This window comes from Alteromonas sp. a30, assembly GCF_026788005.1.
Classification (GTDB): domain Bacteria; phylum Pseudomonadota; class Gammaproteobacteria; order Enterobacterales; family Alteromonadaceae; genus Paraneptunicella.
Genome location: NZ_JABEPE010000003.1, coordinates 324548 through 344729, shown reverse-complemented (window position 1 = coordinate 344729; position 20182 = coordinate 324548). Strand labels below are relative to the sequence as shown.

At 45.6% G+C, this 20182-nt stretch carries 19 protein-coding genes and 1 pseudogene; 5 read left to right on the top strand and 15 right to left on the bottom strand.

The window, feature by feature from the left end:
- Positions 1 to 115: 115 nt before the first annotated feature.
- From HJG39_RS05465 to HJG39_RS05395, 15 genes and pseudogenes are all read right to left on the bottom strand, one after another.
- A complete protein-coding gene (locus tag HJG39_RS05465) occupies positions 116 to 862 on the bottom strand; it encodes a M48 family metallopeptidase (protein ID WP_268407542.1) in 747 nt (248 codons plus the stop codon).
- Complete coding sequence (locus tag HJG39_RS05460) at positions 862 to 4197, bottom strand: type I restriction endonuclease subunit R (protein WP_268407540.1); 3336 nt, start codon at positions 4195 to 4197, stop codon at positions 862 to 864. The genes HJG39_RS05465 and HJG39_RS05460 overlap by 1 nt, the downstream gene beginning before the upstream one ends.
- The gene (locus tag HJG39_RS05455; RefSeq protein ID WP_268407539.1) at positions 4194 to 5411 is read right to left on the bottom strand and encodes a restriction endonuclease subunit S; all 1218 of its coding nucleotides are present in this window, start codon (positions 5409 to 5411) and stop codon (positions 4194 to 4196) included. The genes HJG39_RS05460 and HJG39_RS05455 overlap by 4 nt, the downstream gene beginning before the upstream one ends.
- Positions 5408 to 5704 carry a DNA-damage-inducible protein D gene (locus HJG39_RS05450; RefSeq protein WP_268407538.1) on the bottom strand — a complete coding sequence of 99 codons (297 nt, stop codon included), beginning with the start codon at positions 5702 to 5704 and terminating at the stop codon, positions 5408 to 5410. The genes HJG39_RS05455 and HJG39_RS05450 overlap by 4 nt, the downstream gene beginning before the upstream one ends.
- The gene (dinD, locus tag HJG39_RS05445; RefSeq protein ID WP_268407537.1) at positions 5701 to 6564 is read right to left on the bottom strand and encodes a DNA damage-inducible protein D; all 864 of its coding nucleotides are present in this window, start codon (positions 6562 to 6564) and stop codon (positions 5701 to 5703) included. Before dinD ends, HJG39_RS05450 begins: the two co-directional genes overlap by 4 nt.
- Positions 6561 to 8183 (bottom strand): type I restriction-modification system subunit M, encoded by a 1623-nt coding sequence (locus HJG39_RS05440; protein WP_268407536.1) that lies wholly within the window; start codon positions 8181 to 8183, stop codon positions 6561 to 6563. Before HJG39_RS05440 ends, dinD begins: the two co-directional genes overlap by 4 nt.
- A gap of 94 nt (positions 8184 to 8277) precedes the next feature.
- Positions 8278 to 8508, bottom strand: a complete 231-nt coding sequence (locus HJG39_RS05435; protein WP_268407535.1) for a hypothetical protein — start codon at positions 8506 to 8508, stop codon at positions 8278 to 8280.
- A gap of 8 nt (positions 8509 to 8516) precedes the next feature.
- Positions 8517 to 8762: a DUF2188 domain-containing protein gene (locus tag HJG39_RS05430; RefSeq protein WP_268407534.1), complete on the bottom strand. Its 246-nt coding sequence runs from the start codon at positions 8760 to 8762 to the stop codon at positions 8517 to 8519.
- Positions 8763 to 8842: 80 nt separating this feature from the next.
- Positions 8843 to 9421, bottom strand: coding sequence for a restriction endonuclease subunit S (locus tag HJG39_RS05425; protein WP_268407533.1), 579 nt, complete (start codon positions 9419 to 9421; stop codon positions 8843 to 8845).
- A gap of 318 nt (positions 9422 to 9739) precedes the next feature.
- Entirely contained in the window at positions 9740 to 12130 is a 2391-nt protein-coding gene (locus HJG39_RS05420; RefSeq protein ID WP_268407532.1) for a TOTE conflict system archaeo-eukaryotic primase domain-containing protein, read from the bottom strand.
- A 25-nt stretch (positions 12131 to 12155) separates the two neighbouring features.
- Positions 12156 to 12527 (bottom strand): helix-turn-helix domain-containing protein, encoded by a 372-nt coding sequence (locus HJG39_RS05415; protein WP_268407531.1) that lies wholly within the window; start codon positions 12525 to 12527, stop codon positions 12156 to 12158.
- 99 nt (positions 12528 to 12626) lie between these two features.
- Positions 12627 to 12938, bottom strand: a complete 312-nt coding sequence (locus tag HJG39_RS05410; RefSeq protein ID WP_268407530.1) for a type II toxin-antitoxin system HigB family toxin — start codon at positions 12936 to 12938, stop codon at positions 12627 to 12629.
- 151 nt (positions 12939 to 13089) lie between these two features.
- Positions 13090 to 13263, bottom strand: a complete 174-nt coding sequence (locus tag HJG39_RS05405) for a hypothetical protein (protein ID WP_268407529.1) — start codon at positions 13261 to 13263, stop codon at positions 13090 to 13092.
- Position 13264: 1 nt separating this feature from the next.
- Positions 13265 to 14515, bottom strand: a pseudogene (locus HJG39_RS05400) (tyrosine-type recombinase/integrase).
- A gap of 262 nt (positions 14516 to 14777) precedes the next feature.
- On the bottom strand, positions 14778 to 15641 hold the full coding sequence (locus HJG39_RS05395; RefSeq protein WP_268407528.1) for a YicC/YloC family endoribonuclease: 864 nt from the start codon (positions 15639 to 15641) through the stop codon (positions 14778 to 14780).
- A 212-nt stretch (positions 15642 to 15853) separates the two neighbouring features.
- On the opposite strand from HJG39_RS05395, the gene HJG39_RS05390 reads away from it, so the two are divergent.
- From HJG39_RS05390 to HJG39_RS05370, 5 genes are all read left to right on the top strand, one after another.
- Positions 15854 to 17809: an alpha/beta hydrolase family protein gene (locus HJG39_RS05390; RefSeq protein WP_268407527.1), complete on the top strand. Its 1956-nt coding sequence runs from the start codon at positions 15854 to 15856 to the stop codon at positions 17807 to 17809.
- 47 nt (positions 17810 to 17856) lie between these two features.
- Positions 17857 to 18570, top strand: coding sequence for a ribonuclease PH (gene rph, locus HJG39_RS05385; RefSeq protein WP_268407526.1), 714 nt, complete (start codon positions 17857 to 17859; stop codon positions 18568 to 18570).
- A gap of 88 nt (positions 18571 to 18658) precedes the next feature.
- Positions 18659 to 19303, top strand: a complete 645-nt coding sequence (pyrE, locus tag HJG39_RS05380) for an orotate phosphoribosyltransferase (RefSeq protein ID WP_268407525.1) — start codon at positions 18659 to 18661, stop codon at positions 19301 to 19303.
- On the top strand, positions 19290 to 19550 hold the full coding sequence (gene tusA / locus HJG39_RS05375) for a sulfurtransferase TusA (protein ID WP_268407524.1): 261 nt from the start codon (positions 19290 to 19292) through the stop codon (positions 19548 to 19550). Before pyrE ends, tusA begins: the two co-directional genes overlap by 14 nt.
- A 23-nt stretch (positions 19551 to 19573) precedes the next feature.
- Entirely contained in the window at positions 19574 to 20173 is a 600-nt protein-coding gene (locus tag HJG39_RS05370; protein ID WP_268407523.1) for a 2-hydroxychromene-2-carboxylate isomerase, read from the top strand.
- Positions 20174 to 20182 lie beyond the last annotated feature (9 nt).

Here is a 20182-nt window from a genome sequence, read left to right as displayed (position 1 = left end):
TCGCCTTGCAGTGTACCGGCAGTAAACATAAGGACTGGGCGAGGATTAAAGGCTAAGGCGGACAAGACTGCTAGTGTACTGGTTGTGTATTTAGCTATTCGATACAGCGTGATGACTATATCAGTGCCATTTCCAGTTTATGTTTTCGCTTCACCCAATCTGGTAGAGAGCGTTCGAGTAAGCGATAAAACTCTGGACCGTGGTTGTGGTGCTCTAGGTGACACAGTTCATGAATGATCACGTACTCAATACACTCTTTCGGTGCCTTAATTAAGTCGCGGTTTAAGGTCAGCGTTCCGTTTTTCGATAGGCTGCCCCAGCGCTTTTTGAGTTGCATTATTTTAATGGTTGGCTTGTTGTCATCTGAATGTTTGAACTTCTCCCAACAATCCGAAAACACCTTATTTAAATGAAAATCGGCCTTTTCTCGATACCAATCACTCAGTAGTGACTCCACATGGTCTGGTTTACCATTGGCAGACGTTACCCAAAAAAAGCCCGCTTTCAGCGCTACACCGTTGTCAGTGCCTACTGCAATTTTTAGCCGATACTTCTTACCGAGATACAAATGGCTTTCACCACTTACGTATTTGCGAGAAGGGGTTCTTGGGTCAAACTGGTCAAAGTAGCGAATTTGACGCTTGATCCACCGAGCACGCTTCTTCACCTTAGCTTCAATGGCCTCACGGTCGGTGCCTTCAGGGGCTTTCACAAAAACTGATTTATCAGGGTGAACTGATATTTCCAGCGACTTGCGTTTAGAAAAAGCCAGCTGGAAGGGGATTTCTCCCCCTCCGTATACAACCGCTAGCTTTTCAGCGCTTGCTGTTGGTATCTCGGCCTGCTTGATGGTTGACGACATCAAGAATGCCTCCGGTGCCTTATTCTTGATTTGGCAACCTGCATGGTTTTCTCAATGATTTCGTCCATTTGCTCTAAGCTCAGCGTCACGCCGTACTGCTCTTTGACTTCGTCATAAAGAAAATCGTCAATATCATTCATCGTCGTTTTTTGAACGTCGGCATCGTCCCAAAAATCGACCTTCCAATGAGCATCAATGATCTTTTGTATCGCTAAGGATGTTTGTGCCGCAATGACATCAAGTTGAGCATCATCTAACTCGTTGAGTGTTGCCACTTGTTGAAACTGCGGTTTAATCAGGCCAAAGTAGGCACACGCTTCGTCGTTTTCACGAATGCAATCAGGCATATCATCATGCTGCTTCGTGGCCACTTTGTTACGAATATCAATCACTCGGTTGAGGTATTCTAAGTCTGAGATGCGCTTAGCCCTAAAGTCATCAATAGCGGCTTGGATAAGCTTCGAAAACTTCTCATAAAACGCAGGGTCTTCGTCCATATTCTCCGAAATGCTGCGCTTCGTGGCGTGGGCGATGGTGTCTGCCTTCGACGCCGTAGTTTTGGTTTGATAAACCCCTTGCTCTTCTTTCACGGCGGTAAACATTTTTTCATCAAACATATTCACGGGCTCGTTAAGCTGAGTCACTTCATTGGCCTGAATATGGGTATCCAGCAGCTTTTTAATTTTCGGCTCGTAGTCGCGATAATCAATCGCCTCGGCGTAACGCAACTTAACCGCTGCCTTTAAGTTCTGAAAACGTTTTAAATCGTTTTTATAGGTTTGTAGCTTCTTCTCATCAGAGCTCATGATGAACTGCTCAGACGATAAAGCGATGGCTAAAGATTTACTGTATGCCGATAAACGCTCGTAAAACTCTTCACGTAACTCGTCATCGGCCAACAACACTTCATAGGCTTCTTCGTCTTTTGAGTTTTTAACGGCTTTAAACAAATCCCATAAGTCAGAGTAACGCTGTGGCAGCTTAAACACTTCTTCATTGATGGAGGTGAGTGTGCCTGCTAAGTCATCTTCGTCAAACCCTTCAAAGGCTTCATACATGGTTAGGGCTTTATCCAACTCGCCTAATACGCTGGCATAGTCGATGATATAGCCAAATTCTTTGCCTTCGTACAGACGGTTAACCCGAGCGATAGCCTGTAACAGCGTGTGCTCTCGCAGGGTTCGGCATAGATACAGCACGGTGTTGCGCGGTGCATCAAAACCGGTTAATAGCTTATCCACCACAATGAGTATTTCAGGGTCATCACCATGCTTAAACTGGTTGATGATTTGCTTGGTGTACTCTTCTTCAGAGCCAAAGCGCTTCATCATTTTGTCCCAGAATTTACCCACCTCATCGGTTGGCCCTTCGTCCACTTCGTCATGGCCTTCACGGGTATCTGGGCCAGAAATCACCACTTCAGTGGAGACGATGCCAATCTCTTGCAAAAACTGTTGGTACTTTAACGCGGCCTGTTTACCCGGGGCAACCAACTGAGCCTTAAAGCCGGTGCCTTGCCAGTTCGCACGAAAATGCTCGCTGATATCAAAGGCGCGCATATATATCACTTGATCAGCTTTGTTTAGCATTTCAGCGCGGGCGTATTTCTTTTTAAGGTCGGCCTTTTGCTCTTTGCTTAAATCGGCGGTGTGACGCTCAAACCAGAGATCGATAGCCGACTGATTCTGCTCCATCTCAACGTGTCGGCCTTCGTACAGCAGTGGCAATACCGCTTCGTCGGCAACCGCTTGTTTAATGGTGTAGTGCGGCTCAATCAGGCCACCAAACTTGGTAAAGTTATTTTTTTCTTTTTTCAGCAGTGGTGTACCGGTAAAGCCAAGAAAACAGGCATTAGGCAGCATTTGGCGCATTCGGGCCGCCAATGAGCCAAAGTTGGTGCGGTGGCTTTCATCGACCAATACAAAAATATCGTGCGACTCATCCACAAACTTCTCGGCCACCCAGCCTTTGTCAAATTTGTGGATCAGTGTGGTGATCAAACCCACTTTATTTTTCAGGTGCTTAACTAAGTTTCGGCCAGACGTGGCTCGCTCGCGGCTTAAACCACAGGCTGCAAAGGTATTACCCAGTTGTTTATCAAGATCATCCCGGTCGGTAACCAAAATGATTCTTGGATTGATAAGCTGTGGCTCAAGCGCCATAGCGCGGGTGAGCATCACCATAGTCAACGATTTACCCGAGCCTTGGGTATGCCAAATAACACCACCTTGGCGGTTTTCTTTTGAGCCATTGCCTTTATTGGTTAGGCGTTTAATTCGGGCGATGGTCGCTTTAATCACAAAATATTGTTGATAGCGCGCTACTTTCTTAATGCCACCATCAAACAGGGTAAAGCGATACACCAAATCTAATAAACGCTCTGGGCGGCACAGGCTGTGAATGGCATTGTCTTGTTCCGTCACCAGGCGTTTACCTTCAGCCTCTAGTGCATCAAAAAATGGCCGTGCGGCCGCAAACTCGCCACTGAATAGCTGTGCTTTAGTGTCTTTGGCTAAAGTGGTATTTATGCCTTTATCGACATCGGCAGGTTTGTCTTCCTGTTCCTTCCCTGGCTCTTTCCAAATACTCCAAAACTTCTTAGGTGTGCCTGCTGTCGCGTATTGGGCGGCGTTTTTATTCACCGCCAACACTTGCTGCACATAGGTAAACAGGCGCGGAATATAGTCATCGCCCTGGTTACGAATATTTTGCGATACGGCTTGCTCTACATCCACTTTGGGTGATTTACATTCAATCACGCTAAAGGGAATACCATTTACAAACAGGACGATATCGGGGCGCACCGTATCGGTGCTGCGCGCGCGCTCAACCGAGAACTCAGCGACTACATGAAAGCTGTTGTTCGACGGCGTCTTCCAGTCAATGTAATTGAGGGTAAAGCTTTTTGAGTCCCCCTCAATGGTTTGCTCCATAGCTGAGCCTAAGGTGATTAAATCGTAAATCGACTCATTGGTTTTTTGCAGACCATCAAACTTAATATTTTTGAGCTTTTGGATCGCGGTTTGAATGTTCTCCTCGCTAAACAGATACTCGCCACCTTTATAGTTAATGCGATTAATCTTTTTTAGCTGCTGGCGAAGCACTCCTTCCAAAATCACATTGGCACTGCGCCCACCCCGTTCAGCCAAAGCCTGCTCAGGGGTGAGGTACTGATAACCCAAATTGATCAACTGTTGCAGGGCAGGAATTTGCGACAAGTACTTTTCGTTAAACTCAAAGCTTGCCGCGTCCTGCTCTCGCTCCTTACCTGCATCCATGCAGGCAAAGCCCGAAGGCTCCGAGTTTGCTGCGTAATTGACTGGAGGTGTGCTCATGCGACGTTCTCCCTAGAAAGCTCCTGACAAGTCTCCTCAGAGAGGTGCTGAGAACTACCAACTTGCCACTCACCAGTAAGCAGCTTTTGCATCAGGCCGCGTTTCTGGCAGCGGTACTTCTCAAGGATATCTTTCAGCAAATCAATTTCCTGCCTTGCAGTGTCAAGTTTTGACGCAATTTTTACTTGTTCATCCATATCAGGGTAAGGAATTTTAATCGTGTCAAAATCTGTAGAGCTAATTTGTTTGCCGTCACGAATACCAATAACTGCAACCGATAGGTACTTTTCAATAAAAATATAGGACTTGAAAAAGTGTCGGTAGAAGCCGGAATGTATTTTCTTCTTCGAGGAGAGCACTGTGTAAGCTGGACTAACAATTCCACAGTAATCAGAGTACTCAAGACCACCCTGAAATGAGCGTAGACTGATTACAAAATTCCCCTTTTCAACTAACTTGTAACCCGCTGTGCTGCCCGCTGGAGACATTACTCGGCCGCTTAACATAGACCTTGGTACGACACCTTGGTCTTGAGTAACGGACAAAAGTTCTTCTTCTGGATGTCCTTTAGAAGAAACTCCAGTGAAAAGTTCTCTTGCAAGATAATGCTTCCAATCAGAACATTTTTTACTAATAAGTGACTGCGTTAACCACTCAAACTGCTTTTCCTTGGCCGCAATTAACGCCTCCGTTTTTTCGATGGCGTTGTCCCATACTGATATAGTGTTTACAATTCTGTTTTGAATTGCATGATCAACAGGATAAGTGATTTTTACGCGGTTTAAGTCTTGTCTATTAATCTTAGGTATACCTGTTCGCATCGAAGATTTAATAGCCTGATTGTAAAATGCAGGGCTTTGCATAAAGTAATAAAGATAACTCTTATTAATCTCTTCTTTAGCCCATATTGGGTACATATCGGCACTGCAAATACCACGAAAGCTCGGCTGGCATAATTTATTCAGGTTGGGCCTAATTTTTGAGTAAATAATAGAATTTTCATCAAATACGTATTTTCCAGAAATGAGTCCCAGTTCTTCGGCTTTCTGTAGATTAATAATTCTTCCTGTATGGCTTTCGATGTTTTCTGGGCCAATGTGTATTTCTCGGCAATATGGCTCTATTCTTGGGTCTACTTGACCATTTGCGATAACCGCTACTTCATCGAATCGTTTTTTCTTCCAGGCGATAGTGGACTTATCTAATTTACTCATTGATCGCCCTCCAACTTCTTCTGCGCACGCGCTAACTGGGGAATGCCTTTTTCTGGTGTTGGCAAATCCTCTGGCATAGTGCCGCCTAGCTCTTCAATAGTGGCGCGCACTTTGGCACCCACTTCATAATGAGTTTGGTTAGCATGGGCTTTATTGCTGACCTGATCACGCTTTAGCTTCTCTTCTGTTTGCGTGGCGCGGAACAGGTTAGCGGCAAGCTCAGTACTGCCCATGAGTTGGTGTGCGACCTTATTTCCCACTTGGGAAAAATGGTGTGCTGTGTTTAACATCATTTTTCCTCTTTGGCATCTTTGGGTAGCTCCGCCGCTTTGATAAGGCGTTTTTCATCGGATTTCACTCGGCGCTCTAGCTTTTTTAGGTCTTCTTCGGCCGGCAGCTCTTCTGGTTTAATGCCGCGCTCACCAAGCATGTCGCGCAGGCTTTTGTTGTTTTGCACGTGTTCATCAGTAATCAACCGTTCACCTTGCAGATCATTTTGACGCACGTTGTGATTGGTGATTTCGGTAGCTAAGTTTTTGGCTGCAATGGTCACCGTCGGCAAAAAGTCAGCCAAAGCACGGCTTTTGGGTACGCTGAGCTTGTTCTTCATGCTTTGGGTAGTATTACCGCCAAATAATGCTGCATCACCGCGCGAACGAATGCGGCCGAAGCCTTTATCGTCAACACCACGCTCGTAAATGTTCTTTGATAGCTCTGTTTCTGACTCTCGAAGCTTCTCTCGCGCTTGAATGCGATCTTGTAGACGTAGCTGCTCTTCAATGAGCTCTTGTTTGCGCGTTTGCAAAGCAAAGTAGGTTTGCGCAAAGGCAATGGCGTCTTTGCGAGGGTCGCCGTTCTGCGCGATCAGATAGCAGGCGTAACGGGTGAGCATAATGTCGTCTATTTTGCGTTCAGCACCCGAGCCAATGGTGACCATTTCGTTGACGCCAACGAAATGGTTTTCGACCTTGCCACCACTGTTGCTACAGGCTTCTTTGGCCTTTTCGATCACCTTGATAAAGTTACGCCAATCGCTGTATTCCAGCATTTTCTGAAGGTCGCGAGCATACCAATACTCTATCTTTGAACCCTCCCATGTGTGGGAAATCTGATTAAAGCTCTGGTTCAGTTGGATGATTAATTCTTGATTCATTCCGCCACCTCCGTTGTATTGTTTTGCGCCTCGTTAGGCACGATATCCTTTAACAGCGCTGCCATTTTGCTACGGACCTTGGCAAGTTCGCTTTCAAGGGTGGTGATCTCAGCCTGTACTGCCATAATGTCGATTTCGACCTCTTCTTCAAAGGTATCGACGTAGCGTGGGATATTCAGGTTAAAGTCGTTTTCTTTGATCTCGTCAAAGGTGGCTAAATGGGCGTATTTTTCTACCTCTTCACGGGCGGTTACCGCCGCAACAATTTTGTCTAAGTGCTCATCCAGCAGGATGTTTTGGTTTTTCCCTGCTTGGTAATGGTCTTTGCTGCTGGCATCAACAAACAGCACGTCTTTGCGGTGTTCATTGGCGCCGCCTTTTTCACGTGAGCGGTCAAATATCAGAACTGCCACTGGAATACCTGTACTTGGGAATAAGTTGCCAGGTAAACCGATCACGGCATCCAGTAAGTTTTCTTCAATCAGTTTTTGACGAATGCGACCTTCTGCTGCGCCTCTAAACAGCACACCATGAGGGACTACTACGGCAATGCGGCCTTCTTTTTCAACGGCGGCTTCAACCATGTGGCTGATAAAGGCAAAGTCGGCCTTTGATTTGGGTGGTAGCCCGCGCCAGTAGCGGTTGTATCTGTCGGATTCAACGTCTTCTGAACCCCATTTGTCGAGTGAAAACGGTGGGTTGGCAACCACGTTATCAAACTTCATCAGTCTGTCATTTTCCACCAACGCCGGTGAGGTGAGGGTGTTACACCACTCGATACGAGCAGAGTCGGAGCCGTGCAAGAACATGTTCATACGCGCAAGCGCCCAAGTGCTGCCGTTGACTTCCATACCATAGAGTGAGTAATTGCGGTCGCCCACTTGGCGTGCAGCTTCAATCAATAGCCCGGCTGAGCCACAGGCTGGGTCGCAAATACGCGCCCCCGATTTTGGCGCAGACAGGCGCGCAACCAGCTCAGAGACTTTATGGGGGGTGTAGAATTCACCTGCTTTTTTACCTGCATCGGAGCCAAAGCGCTCAATAAGGTAGATGTAGGTGTTACCAATCACATCTTCAGACACGCGCGATGGGCTCATGTCGAGGGCAGGCTTGTTGAAATCATCCAGCAAGGTTTTTAAGCGACGGTTGCGGTCTTTGGTTTTACCCAAGTTGGCTTCGCTATTGAAGTCGATGTTACGGAACACGCCTTCTAACTTGGCTTTGTTCGCGGTTTCAATATGCTCTAAAACAATGTTGATTAGCTCACCAATGTTGGGTTCGTTTTTACGCTCTAACAATGAATAGTAGTTGGCCAAAAAGGTGTTGGTAACAACGGTTTTCTTCTCTTTGGTTGCTGGGTCTTCAACTTCTTCTGTGAGTTCTACCATTGGTAGTACAAAACGCTCGCGCTCAAGCTTACGTCTGATACGAACGTCGTCGTCACCGTACTGTTTTTTATATTCTGCGTAGTGGTCATTCCATACATCGGAGATGTATTTTACGAACAGCATTACTAGGATGTAGTCTTTGTATTGCGCAGGATCTACCGCGCCACGGAACGTATCGCATGCAGCCCATGCTGCATTGTTGATGTCTTTTTGTTGAATTTTATCGTTCATGCTCTTGTTCATTAATTCGCGCTCAAATTTGGTCAGTGTTTATAAAGCGGGGCAGGCTATACCGATAGCGCCCCGCTAGCTGCAAGTGAAAAGGTTAAGAATCGAGTACGGCTGATTGAGTCCAGGTAATCGAGCGCCCAAATGGAGGGTAAATCGATGTACTGTCCTTTATGGTGTACCGTGCAATGACTTCACCTTGCTCGTGTAGCTCTTCACATTCATAGGTATCAGTGTCTTGGCCTTTTCGTTGCGACCACTGACTACTCACGGTGTTGAGGGTATGCGATTCAGGTAACCCTATTTTCTTTTTGTATTCATCACTCATAAGGGCGACTATCCTTTAATGTCTTTTGGGTCGTTACCATGGCTATCTTTGCGTTGTATCTGGCCATTTTTGGCATGAACAAACAGCTCAGTGCCTTCGCGCTTGCTTTGTTCGCGCGCCGCAGCTTCGGCCTCTCGTTTGGTGCTGTGTACGCTTGAAGCGCGTTCTGCACCGCCTTTTTTATTCGCCCATCCGTCAGGGTGTGGTACGACATGTCGGGTATTGCCCTTGCTTGATGATGTATTCTTTGTCATAATTTTTTGGTTCTATATGGATTGTGGTTCTACTAAAAGTGCTGTCACACTTTTGGTTCGTCTAAACCCAGTAACTGTCATTACTGGGTATTCATTGCTAAATTTATTAATATTGCGTTAGTTAACACCTCCTTTTTCTCTGCTAATGCATTCATTAGCTTTTGCTCGTTCATGGATAATTGGTAAATCTCAATGATCTTTTTCTGCACATCGAGACTAGGGACTACTATCTCCAGATCCTCAAGTGCAGGTTTGCCAATCATTCTTACCGATGTTCCTGTTGCCTTACTTTGTAATGCTGCTTGTGAAGTCGGTTGATTAATAAACCAGCATAAATACGCTGGCATAACCGAATCACTTTCAACTCGAATTCGCAACAGTGGCGCAGCGATAACAGCATCGCTTAACTCTTGGTCAATCAATGCTGCCGTATTGGTTTGACCTCTAGAGCGAAACGCCAAATCGTTATGTTTAACTCTGTGATGATCCTTTAAGTCCGGCATGGCGATCTGCACTAGCTCTTGGGGATTTAGTCGGTTACCTTCAGTAAGGTCCTTCATTTGGATAACAGAGATATTTCCACTAGCATCTGGCTCAAGCTTTGACCTAAAAGAGTGTCCCATCTGTACAGAGGCAATTTTTTTCAAATTAACTTTCATTGTTTTTATTGTTACCTCAAATTAGTTGTAATGGCGTTTCTGCGATTTTTAATGTTTGAGAGTATAGAGTGACACCTACAGAATTGTCAAATCTAAATATTGAAGAAATGCCGTTACTGCATTTTTGTTTTTTTAAATAATACTTATGTGTGACCGAATTGACCTGATATAGGGCTGCACCGAGGGATGACGTAATTTTTAGCAGGTACCAACATAAATTCGGTGCCAAAAGCCAAACGGATAGTGGTTTTGGCGTATAGGGGTAAAGGCATGGGGAAGTGTTTAATCAAGTGCTGCTGTTTATTTTGACTTGGGATTTTATGGAGGGGCGTCTTCCAACTTGAGTGCAGGTTGCTTGTCACTGTTACCATCAAAGTACTCGAGGGCGTACCCCATTGCTTTGTAGCTTTTCTCACGTTTTTTAAACATGCGTTGCAGCATAGGGAGGGCGCAGTCCACATAGTCGTGAATGGTTACTTGTGTTTTTCCTTCGGATTCACGATGAATACGACCGGCATATTGGGCCAGCGTACCTTTCCATGCGATTGGTATGGCCAAAAACAACGTATCCAGCCTTGGAAGGTCAAATCCTTCGCCCACATATTTTCCTGTTGCGACGACAACTTGAGCCGATTGCAGATGATTGTCAGCGTTCTTGCGTTCGGCAGCTTTCATGGCGCCTTTAAGTACGACAGTGCTGATACTCATCTCGGTAAGTCGTGAGTGTACGTACTCTGCGTGCTCTCTACGCTCTGTAAGGACTAACGGGTGTCCGCCATTTTGAACACACTGATAGGCGTCTGAGACGATTTTTGACGTGCGCTGTTCGTTATCGACGAGCCAGCGGTAAGCATCGCTTATTTTTGGGCGCTCATTTGTTTTTATTAGCTCAGCTGGCGGTATATCGTATAGCTGATGAATAATCACTGTTTGAGCAAATTGCTCATCAGGGCTTTGTTTCACTTTGTAGCGGATGGGCCCTGCCGCCATAAAAATGATCTTCTGATGACCATCTTGTCGCTCAGGTGTTGCTGTTAGGCCCAATACATATTTTGCTCTTACCTCGTTGAGTACCATTTCAAATCTTGGCGCAGATAGATGGTGGCATTCATCAACAATAATGTGGCCGTAGTCTTGGATGAGAGGGGAGATAGAGTTGTCTTTTTTATTGACTAAGCTTTGGTAGGTGGCAATGTCGACGATGCTACTCGGCTTTCTTTTGCCACCGCCTATACTGCCAATGTTTACTTCGGGTAGGAACGTGCGCAAGCGCTCTTGCCACTGTTCAAGCAGTTGTCGGCTATGAACCAGTATGAGGGTATTTACTTTGCGTTTTACGATCATACCAATAGCAGTAACCGTTTTTCCAAATGCGGTCGGCGCATGCAAAATACCGAAGTCATGTTTAGATATTGCGGCCACTGCGTCTCGCTGGTTCTTTCGCAAAGTGAACTCAGGGGTAAGTTTTAATAATGGCTTACCGGTTTCACGCTTATCGTCAAATAGTGGCGAAATGTTTTGCTCTTGTAGCAAAGCAATCGCGTCATCAAGACAGCCTCGCGGTAGTGCTAGATAACCGTTTTCAATACGAGCACAGGCAATAAACCTTGGAATGCCATGAGTTGAAAAGCGCAACGCTTGTGTTTTAAAAAACACAGGATTAGAAAAACTAGCTAATCGCTTTAGTCCTGCCAGTAGTGGCCCAGGTAACTCGCTCATTAAAAAGTAGATATGGTTGGCCAAGGTAATGGTCACGTTTTTCGGCAAAGACTCTAATTTTATTGGTGCTGCTTTGGCTGTGATTTCCCAAGGAGGGCGGTTGTCTGTTCGCCCTTGTTCGGACAGCAATAGGGTATTGGGTGAAATGGTTGTTATGAGTTGATCAATACTCGACTGAGTCAGCGTTTTAAGCCCAGCAAGGTACTGCCATTGATCATCGATGGCATTCAGATCACTGTCAACAAAGCAACTACGGCCTGAAAGGCGAGCCTCCTTTTGAGGTGGTAGCGCAATGAGATTGCCAAACCCGCCTTCAGGAAGTACATCTTGGTTAGGAAAGAGCCTGTCATAGGAGTCAAACGATAGATTTGGAAATATTTCCATGGCTTTATCAAGCAAAGCGAAACCCAGTGCCCGAGCTTGGTTCGCTGGGATATTGGTTTCAAAAAAGATCCATAAGTGCGCCCCGTTGCCAGAACGCGAGATTTCTATCGCGTGCGGAATATCAAACGCTTGGCACGCTTTAGACATTGCTTTGACTTCTTCTTGCCAACAGCCTTTGTCAAAATCGGCGGCTAACAAATAGCACGAATTATCTTTCAGTAAGGGATACAGCCCTACCACTTGTTGACCGGCAAGGTGCCTGTAAATAATGCGCTCGTTTAGTTCGCTAAACTGTCGGTGTGAACAGTCTTGGCATTTAATGCGGGGTTTGTTGCAAACCCCGTTTACCCATTCATTATCACAGGCTACGGAATAGCCACTGCGGCCCTGTTGGTTTTGCCAACGATTGGCAAAGATATCCTCTCGTCCACGAAATCGTTGTCTGAATAGGGCGACCTTTTGTTCTGGCGTGAATGTCTGTATTGAACGCTCGTTTTGAGCGCTACGCAAAGCCTCTCTTAATGCGAGAAGCTGCTGCTTTTCGTTTTCAAGCTCAGCTAGCCTGTTATCAATAGTAGAAATGTTTGGGTAGCGAGCGTCATTCATAACAAACTAATTTTGATTCGCAGCACTATGAAGCGCGAACTTGCGGTGGCTTGATCAGCGACTCTGCTGGAATACCTAGCCCTTCATGAAGTTTCCAAATCATTTTTAGCGTGAGTGATCGCTTACGGTTTAGGATTTCATAAACACGATTGCTTTTACCTATCATGGGTTCAAGATCTTTAACCGTTAAGCCTTTGCGCTCCATCTCAAACTTTATTGCCTCAACAGGGTCTGGCAAATCCATTGGAAAATGCTTTGCTTCGTAGGCCTCGACTAACGTAACCAAAATGTCCAGCTTTTCACCTTCAATGGTATCAGGCTCCGCCATCATTAGGTTTTCGATGTCGTTTAATGCCGCGCGGTAGTCGGCATCTGTTTTAATAGGTCTGATGTCCATTATATGTACCTCTTGTTACTACCTTTTGGCTTTAAATCGTTTGCACATCAATTTTTTATTCGGCTCGTCCATGAGCCTCACCCTTCGGGCTCGCGTTGCTCATGAAAATTCGTTCCCGACGAATTTTTCGTATTGTGCATGGCTATGGCTGCCTATAAACCGTATGTAAACCACCTTGTAGGCATAATTGATCCAAACAACTAATCGGTATTTATTACCGGCAATGTTAAACACGACACGCCCATCTTTGAAGATGCTGGCATTTCTAAAGTCCTGTTTCACATCCGTAGGTGATCCCCAATCAGCGTTTAATGCATGCCTATACCACGCTAACGTTGGCTCTTTCGCGTCAATGTATTCTGGGCTGTCTTCCCAAAATGTTCTTAAGGTTGATAATGCGATAATTCTCATAAATAGATGGTGGTCCCAATATGGGACTTTTGCAAGTTTGGCATTTTTGATGCGGTTAGGAGTTCTTACCGCATCCTCTATTGCTCCATTCCTTGGGGCAGTTTAATTTCCTCTTATTCACCTTCTAAAGCTTGCTGTATCGAGTACTGCCTCATTGTTCCAACTGCCCACAGTAAGTGAGCAAAGTGTGGTTTGTTAGTTTCGCCTGATTGGCTTTTTTGGCATACGGCTTCGTTTGCCATCGAAGAAGGCTAATACACCAACCAAGCCCTGACAGCATGGCTGTTGGAAAGGTAATAGAGGTGAGTCGCATCATAAATTGCATGTTAACGCACTCCTGTGTGGTGTTGTGAAGCGGGCTCAAAGTTCACCAGTGGTTCGATCACATCAGCCACGGTTTGATGGGCAATTCGGCGCTCTTCAAAGTAATCGTGGCGGTCGTAAATGCCCTCAACGCCTTTTAGCTTATGGTTAAGACAGCGTTCGGCCACGTTGCCTGCAATGCCTAAAGAGGCACCAAGGCTGCGAAAGGTGCGGCGTAAATCGTGTACGGTGAAGTGCCCAAGCTTGCCCATTTTATTGGGTGGCTGCTTTTTGCGCCCAGGCTCGCGACCAAAGAGTTTAGAAATTGCGCGGTTCAGTGTATCTGGCCCCCTATGCGGACGATGGCTTGTTCGTCTGGCAGGGAAAACATAAGGCGAGCCACAAGCACGGATTTGCAGCTCGTTGAACTAGGTAATGGCTTGGCGCGGTAAGGGGATGCTGATTGGCACGCCGGTTTTGCTGCGTTCTTTGGGTAGATCCCACACGGCCATGGTTAAGTCCATTTCACGCCACATGGCTTCGCACAGTTCGCTTTTGCGCACGCCCAATACCAAAAACAAACATCAAGCGAGGTAGCTATCGCGGCCAAAGCTATTGATATGGGTATGAAACACGCTGAAGGCGTAGTGAATTTCCTCTTTGCTGAGCATCCTGTCTTTACTGGACTCCACGCCACCGGCATCGTCCACGGTAAATGCAGCGGCTGGGTTATTCAGCGTTAAGTCGAGCTTAATCGCATGTCGAAACAGCTGCTTCATGCACATCAAGGTGTCGTTGGCAATGGTAGGGCGGTTACTTTCTCGAATACGCTCTAATACTTCACGCACATCGCGAGCGGTCACCTCAGAAATACACTTAATGCCAATGACTGGGCTTATGTCTTTGGTGTAAACCCGATACGGAATCTTGGGATGCTTTAGTCGTCGACTCAGGTCTGTTCGATACCAGTCATGGAACAGTTGATCCACTGTCTCGATGTCAGGTAACTCGATTTTCTGTTTTTCCAGAAGAGGATCTATGCCGGCACGCACTTCCTTCCGAAAATAAGCGGCGGCAATTCGAGCGTCTGCCAACGACATCAAAGGAAATTGTCCCAAGGTCGCTTCTCGTCTTCCTTTGGCTGTGGTGTAGCGGATCATCCAATGAGGCGAGCCCTGTTTGCGGACGTAAAAGTATAGGCCTTCACCGTCTGAATATTTTTTTGGGTCGGCTTTGCTGTAAGCAATAACCTGTTTTGCTGTGAGTTTTCCCATGTTTACTCCATAGTTGCTGAAATAATGGAGGGGGCAATAATGGCGGCCCACCACCGATTTGCTTATTGAATCAGCAGCTAACCTGTTGTGGTGGCCAGTTAAATGCGAGAATTGGGTAACTTACTGCCCACCATTCTGCCCACGACTAAACAGGTAGTTGGTAACGGGCATCTGCAAACCGATTTGGACGGGAAAAATAAAAAAGCCCTGTATTTACAACGAAATAGCAGAGCTTCTAAGACATTCTTGTGTAGGTAAAAAATTACTCAATATTCTGGATCTGCTCTCGCATCTGCTCAATTAACACTTTCAATTCCACTGCGGATTGAGTTACTTCTGCATTAATCGACTTAGAGCCTAGCGTGTTTGATTCACGGTTGAATTCTTGCATCATGAAGTCTAAGCGTCTGCCACATGCACCGCCTTTTTTCATGATATTGCGGGTTTCTTTAACGTGTGCAGCAAGGCGGTCTAGCTCTTCGGCTACATCCAGCTTTTGCGCTAGCATGACCATTTCTTGCTCTAAGCGGGTTTCTTCAAGTTCGACCTTGGCTTCTTCAAAGCGGGTTTGTAGTTTTTCGCGTTGCCATTGAATGATTTGTGGCATGTGTTCACCCACTTTTTGGGCTTCTACTTCAATGCCATCAAGGCGTTGTTCTATTAGTTTTTTCAGTTCTTCGCCTTCTGTGGCACGCGCTTCAATAAAGTCATTTAGAGCGGCATCTAAGCCTTTGAGTAACTCGGTTTGGATGGCGTCCATATCGGTTTCTTCTGCTGAAACCACGCCCGGCCAGCGCAAGACATCTAATGGATTAACGCCAGTCGATTGACCATGAGACTGAATCCAGTCTGCTGCTTCTAAAACTTGTTTTGCGAGGGATTCATTAAGTGTAATTTTGCTATTTTCCGCGCCTTCATCGTTGAAGCGTAAATTGCATTCTACTTTGCCTCGCTGAAGGCGTTTGCGGAAACGCTCGCGCAATACAGGTTCTAGGCTTCGAAACTGTTCGGGTAGGCGGAAGTAAGTTTCTAAGAATCGCTGGTTAACTGAGCGAATTTCCCAAACGGCTGTACCCCAAGAGCCTTTAAGTTCTTTACGGGCGAAGGCAGTCATGCTGTATATCATGTAATCGTTCCTTAAGTTTGATGGAGGCATTCTAACGCGAACTGATTGGCCTGTTAACGTCTTATTATTTTAGTTGTTTGTCTACCGTAGTAAGGACAGCGTAAAGGTTGCGAAAACTTACTCTTCTGCCATACTTACCCCGCTTTATCATGATCGTTTTTTCGAGGTCTGAAAGAGCGGTTTCGGAATATTAGTTATAAAAGGATCTAGGAATGCTCAAACCGAGTTGGCGGCTGATAACAGCTATAATACTTTTAACTTCTTTGCCAGTATTGGCGCAAATCTCCCCTGCTTTAATTGCAAAAGCGGATACCTACCACGAAGCAGAACTTTCTCCTGATGGAAAACATCTTGCTGTTACTTTAACCCAAGAAGGTGAGCGCAAAATGATTGTGCTGAGTACCTCTACCTTCAAAATGGTGGGGGCTACGGCGTTTGCTGGTGGCGAAGAAGTGGGAGATATTCATTGGGTTAACAATGAACGCATTGTTATTAAGATAATGCATAAACGCGCTTGGTTAGAGCAGCTTCAATATTATGGCGAGCTTTATGCGGTGAATTACGATGGTAGCCGCGCTGAGCTGATTTATGGTTATCGTGCCGCGGAAAAGCAAACGGGTTCGTTAATTCAGAAACGGAAAGCGACTATCGGCTGGGCTGATATTATTGATTACATGCCTGATGATGAAGATCATATTTTGATTTCATCTGAACCTCAATCTGCAACCTCGGATAAACATTCTTTTATTCACGAATTGAATGTTTATAACGGTAAATTGAGTAAGCCATTGGGCCGCTCTCCTACGCCTTACACTACCTTTCACACCGATCAAAACTCTAAAGTTCGCTTAGCAACCAGCGTTGATAATGAGTACCGCCTCCATGCATATGTGTTTAACGAAGAAGAACGTACATGGAGCGAATTAGAAAATGTGCCAATTGGTTCGTACTTTAGGCCCATTGCTTTTGATGAATCAGGTGATTGGTTTTATGTGATTGAAAATCATGATCAAGATAAAGAAGGCTTGTTCAAAATCAATATCAACACTGGCGAGAAGAAAAAGCTTTATGTAGACCCAGATGTAGATATTACCCACGCCGTTACTAATTATGACGATACAGAAGTTTACGCGGTAAGAGTTGACCCCGGCTATCCTAATTACGTTATCTTCAATAAAACCAATGAAGAAGCGCAGATTTTCCGCAACTTGGTGAAAACCTTTGCGGGCAGCAAAGTCACCATTACCAGCCAAAGTGAAGACGGCAATATGAGTGTGGTGGCGGTAAGCTCCGATACTAATCCGGGCATTTTCTATTTGTACAACAAGAAAACTAATAAGTTGTCTTTGCTGTTTAATAACTTAAGCCACATTGATGCAAAGTTGGTGTCATTAACAGAGCCGGTTTCTTTTGAAGCGCGCGATGGCACAAAAGTGCACGGTTTGTTAACCATGCCAAATGGTGTTGCAGCGGATGCAAAAGTACCGATGGTCACACTCGTGCATGGCGGCCCTCATGGGGTGCGCGATTATTGGACGTATAATCGTGACGTTCAGCTTTTAGCGAGCCAAGGTTATGCCGTGTTGCGTGTGAATTATCGTGGTTCCGAAGGCTATGGCAAAGCGTTTTGGGCGGCAGGGCATAAACATTGGGGTGACACCATTCAGCACGACATTATAGATGGCACAAAATGGGCGCTAGCGAATCATAATATTGATGCGAGTAAGTTATGCATTATGGGGTTCAGTTTTGGCGGCTATTCTGCCATTCAAGCCGCTACCATTGAGCCAGATTTATTTAAATGCGCCATTGCTGGTGGTGGTGTTTACGATTTAGAGATGATGTTCACTGAAGGTGATATTCCCGAGCGCGGTTATGGCGAAAGCTACCTAGAGATGGCGCTAGGTAAAGATGAAGCGGTTTGGCGCGCGTTTTCTCCTGTAAATAATGTGGATAAATTAAAAGCCAATGTGATGATTGCGCACGGTGAAGAAGATGAGCGTGTTCCGTTTGAACACGCGGAAAAGTTAGCAGAAGCACTGAAAAAGCAAGGTAAAAAGTACCGTTGGTTTACACGTAGTGGCGAAGCGCATGGTTTCTTTGATGAGGAAAATCGAACAGCCTACTATGAAGAAGTGGTCGATTTCCTAAGAGAAAATTTGAAATAGCCGTATAATATCCAGCTATTACTTTTATTTTCACTTAGGAGAGCGCAATGCGACCAAGCGGCAGAACAACAGGGCAGATTAGACCCATTACCATCACACGCAACTATACCCTTCATGCAGAAGGTTCCGTGCTTGTTGAGTTTGGTAATACAAAAGTGCTTTGTAATGCCACCGTAGAAGAAGGGGTTCCTCGCTTTATGAAAGGTGAAGGTCGTGGTTGGGTAACAGCAGAATACAGCATGTTACCTCGTGCAACCCATACCCGTTCTCAGCGAGAAGCGGCAAGGGGTAAACAAAGTGGTCGCACTTTAGAGATTCAACGCTTGATTGCCAGAGCTTTGCGAGCTGCGGTTGATTTAAAAATGCTAGGTGAGAATACCATCACCATTGACTGTGATGTCATTCAAGCTGACGGTGGCACGCGTACGGCATCTATTTCCGGTGCTTGTGTGGCGCTAGCCGATGCCCTTAGCTATATGCGTACCAAAGGCATTATTAAAACCAATCCAATGAAATGCATGATTGGAGCCGTGTCTGTTGGTGTTTATCAAGGTGTACCCGTAGTCGACTTGGAATACCTTGAAGACTCAGCCGCAGAAACAGACATGAATGTGGTAATGACCGAAACAGGCAAGTTAATTGAAGTGCAGGGTACAGCAGAAGAAGCGCCATTTAGTTTCGAAGAAATGTACGAAATGATGGAGCTAGCAAAACGCGGCATCCGTGAAATTTTTGATGTACAAAAAGCCGCACTGAACTAAGATTTCTGCTCAGTCGTAAGCATAAAGGCGCTTTTAATAAAGCGCCTTTTCAACATAAATCCTATGAGTTATAAGTCAGTAATCAGTTATGCAGCAATATAAACAAGACTTTATTGAGTTTGCCTTGCAGCGCAAGGTGTTGAAATTTGGTGAATTTACTTTGAAATCTGGGCGTACCAGCCCGTATTTTTTTAATGCCGGTTTATTTAATACCGGAAATGATTTAGCTAAGCTGGGGCAATTTTATGCTGCGGCGTTAGTCGATTCTGGCATTGAGTTTGATGTGTTATTCGGGCCTGCATATAAAGGAATTCCTATCGCCACCACAACAGCCGTTGCACTGGCAGATAAACATCGCATCGATAAACCTTATTGCTTTAATCGTAAAGAGAAAAAAGATCACGGTGAAGGCGGCAACCTTGTCGGTAGCCCGCTGCAAGGAAGAATCATGTTAGTGGATGATGTGATCACCGCGGGAACGGCCATCCGTGAATCAATGAGCCTGATTCAAGCGAATAATGCAGAGCTGGCAGGTGTGTTAATTGCGTTGGATCGTCAGGAAAAAGGGCAAGGTGAGCTTTCTGCTATTCAAGAAGTAGAAAGGGACTTTAATACAAAGGTGGTGTCTATTGTAGCGTTAACAGACGTCATAGAGTTTATTAAGGAGAAGGACGCGTTCAAGGCTTATCTTCCGAGTGTGACCGCTTATCGGGATCAATATGGTATCGAGTGATTCAACGCAACTGTTTGATAACGCAGATCACGAGCTAGACGCCCTCGGCTTGCGCTGCCCTGAACCTGTGATGATGGTTAGGATGCGCGTACGAAAAATGCAAGAGGGTGAAACCTTGCTTGTCATTGCTGACGACCCTGCGACAACGAGAGATATTCCAAGTTTTTGTCGATTTATGGCGCATACTTTGGTGTCCTATGACACCGAAAATCACCCATTTCGGTATTTGATTAAGAAAGGGGTTTAACGTTTAATTGTGAGGGAAAAGCGATGTCCAAACCTACCCTAGAGTTCTGGTATGAGTTTTCCAGTCCGTATTGTTATTTAACGGCGAAGCGGATAGCCGAATTGGCCAATGAAAAAGGTTTTGTTGTTGATTGGAAGCCTTTTTTACTCGGAGCGGTGTTTAAAGCGGAGAATCGTGACGCACCGGTTTCCATTCCAGCGAAAGCAAAGTATATGCGTCGTGATATGCTGCGTAAGTCTAAGAATCTTGGGTACCCTTATAAGTGGCCAGACACTTTTCCGACTTTTGCCTTAGTGCCTGCAAGAATTGGTACTGCTATTCATGGCGAACCTTGGGAAGCGGATTTCATCAAAGGCATTTTTGAACTGTACTTTGAACAAGGTGTTGATATTTCGGGTAAAGATCCGGCTCCTATTCAAGCATTGTTAGAACGGTTAGGGGCGCCAGTTGCAGAGATTTTTGCCAAGTTGGAGCAAGCTGAATTTAAAGATGCGTTGAAGCAAAACACTGACAAAGCAATTGAAATAGGCATCTTTGGTGCGCCGATGTTCTTCGCAAAAGGCGAAATGTTTTGGGGAGATGAGAGCTTAGAGGAAGCCGTCGATCATCTGCTTAATGACTAGGTTCTTGCC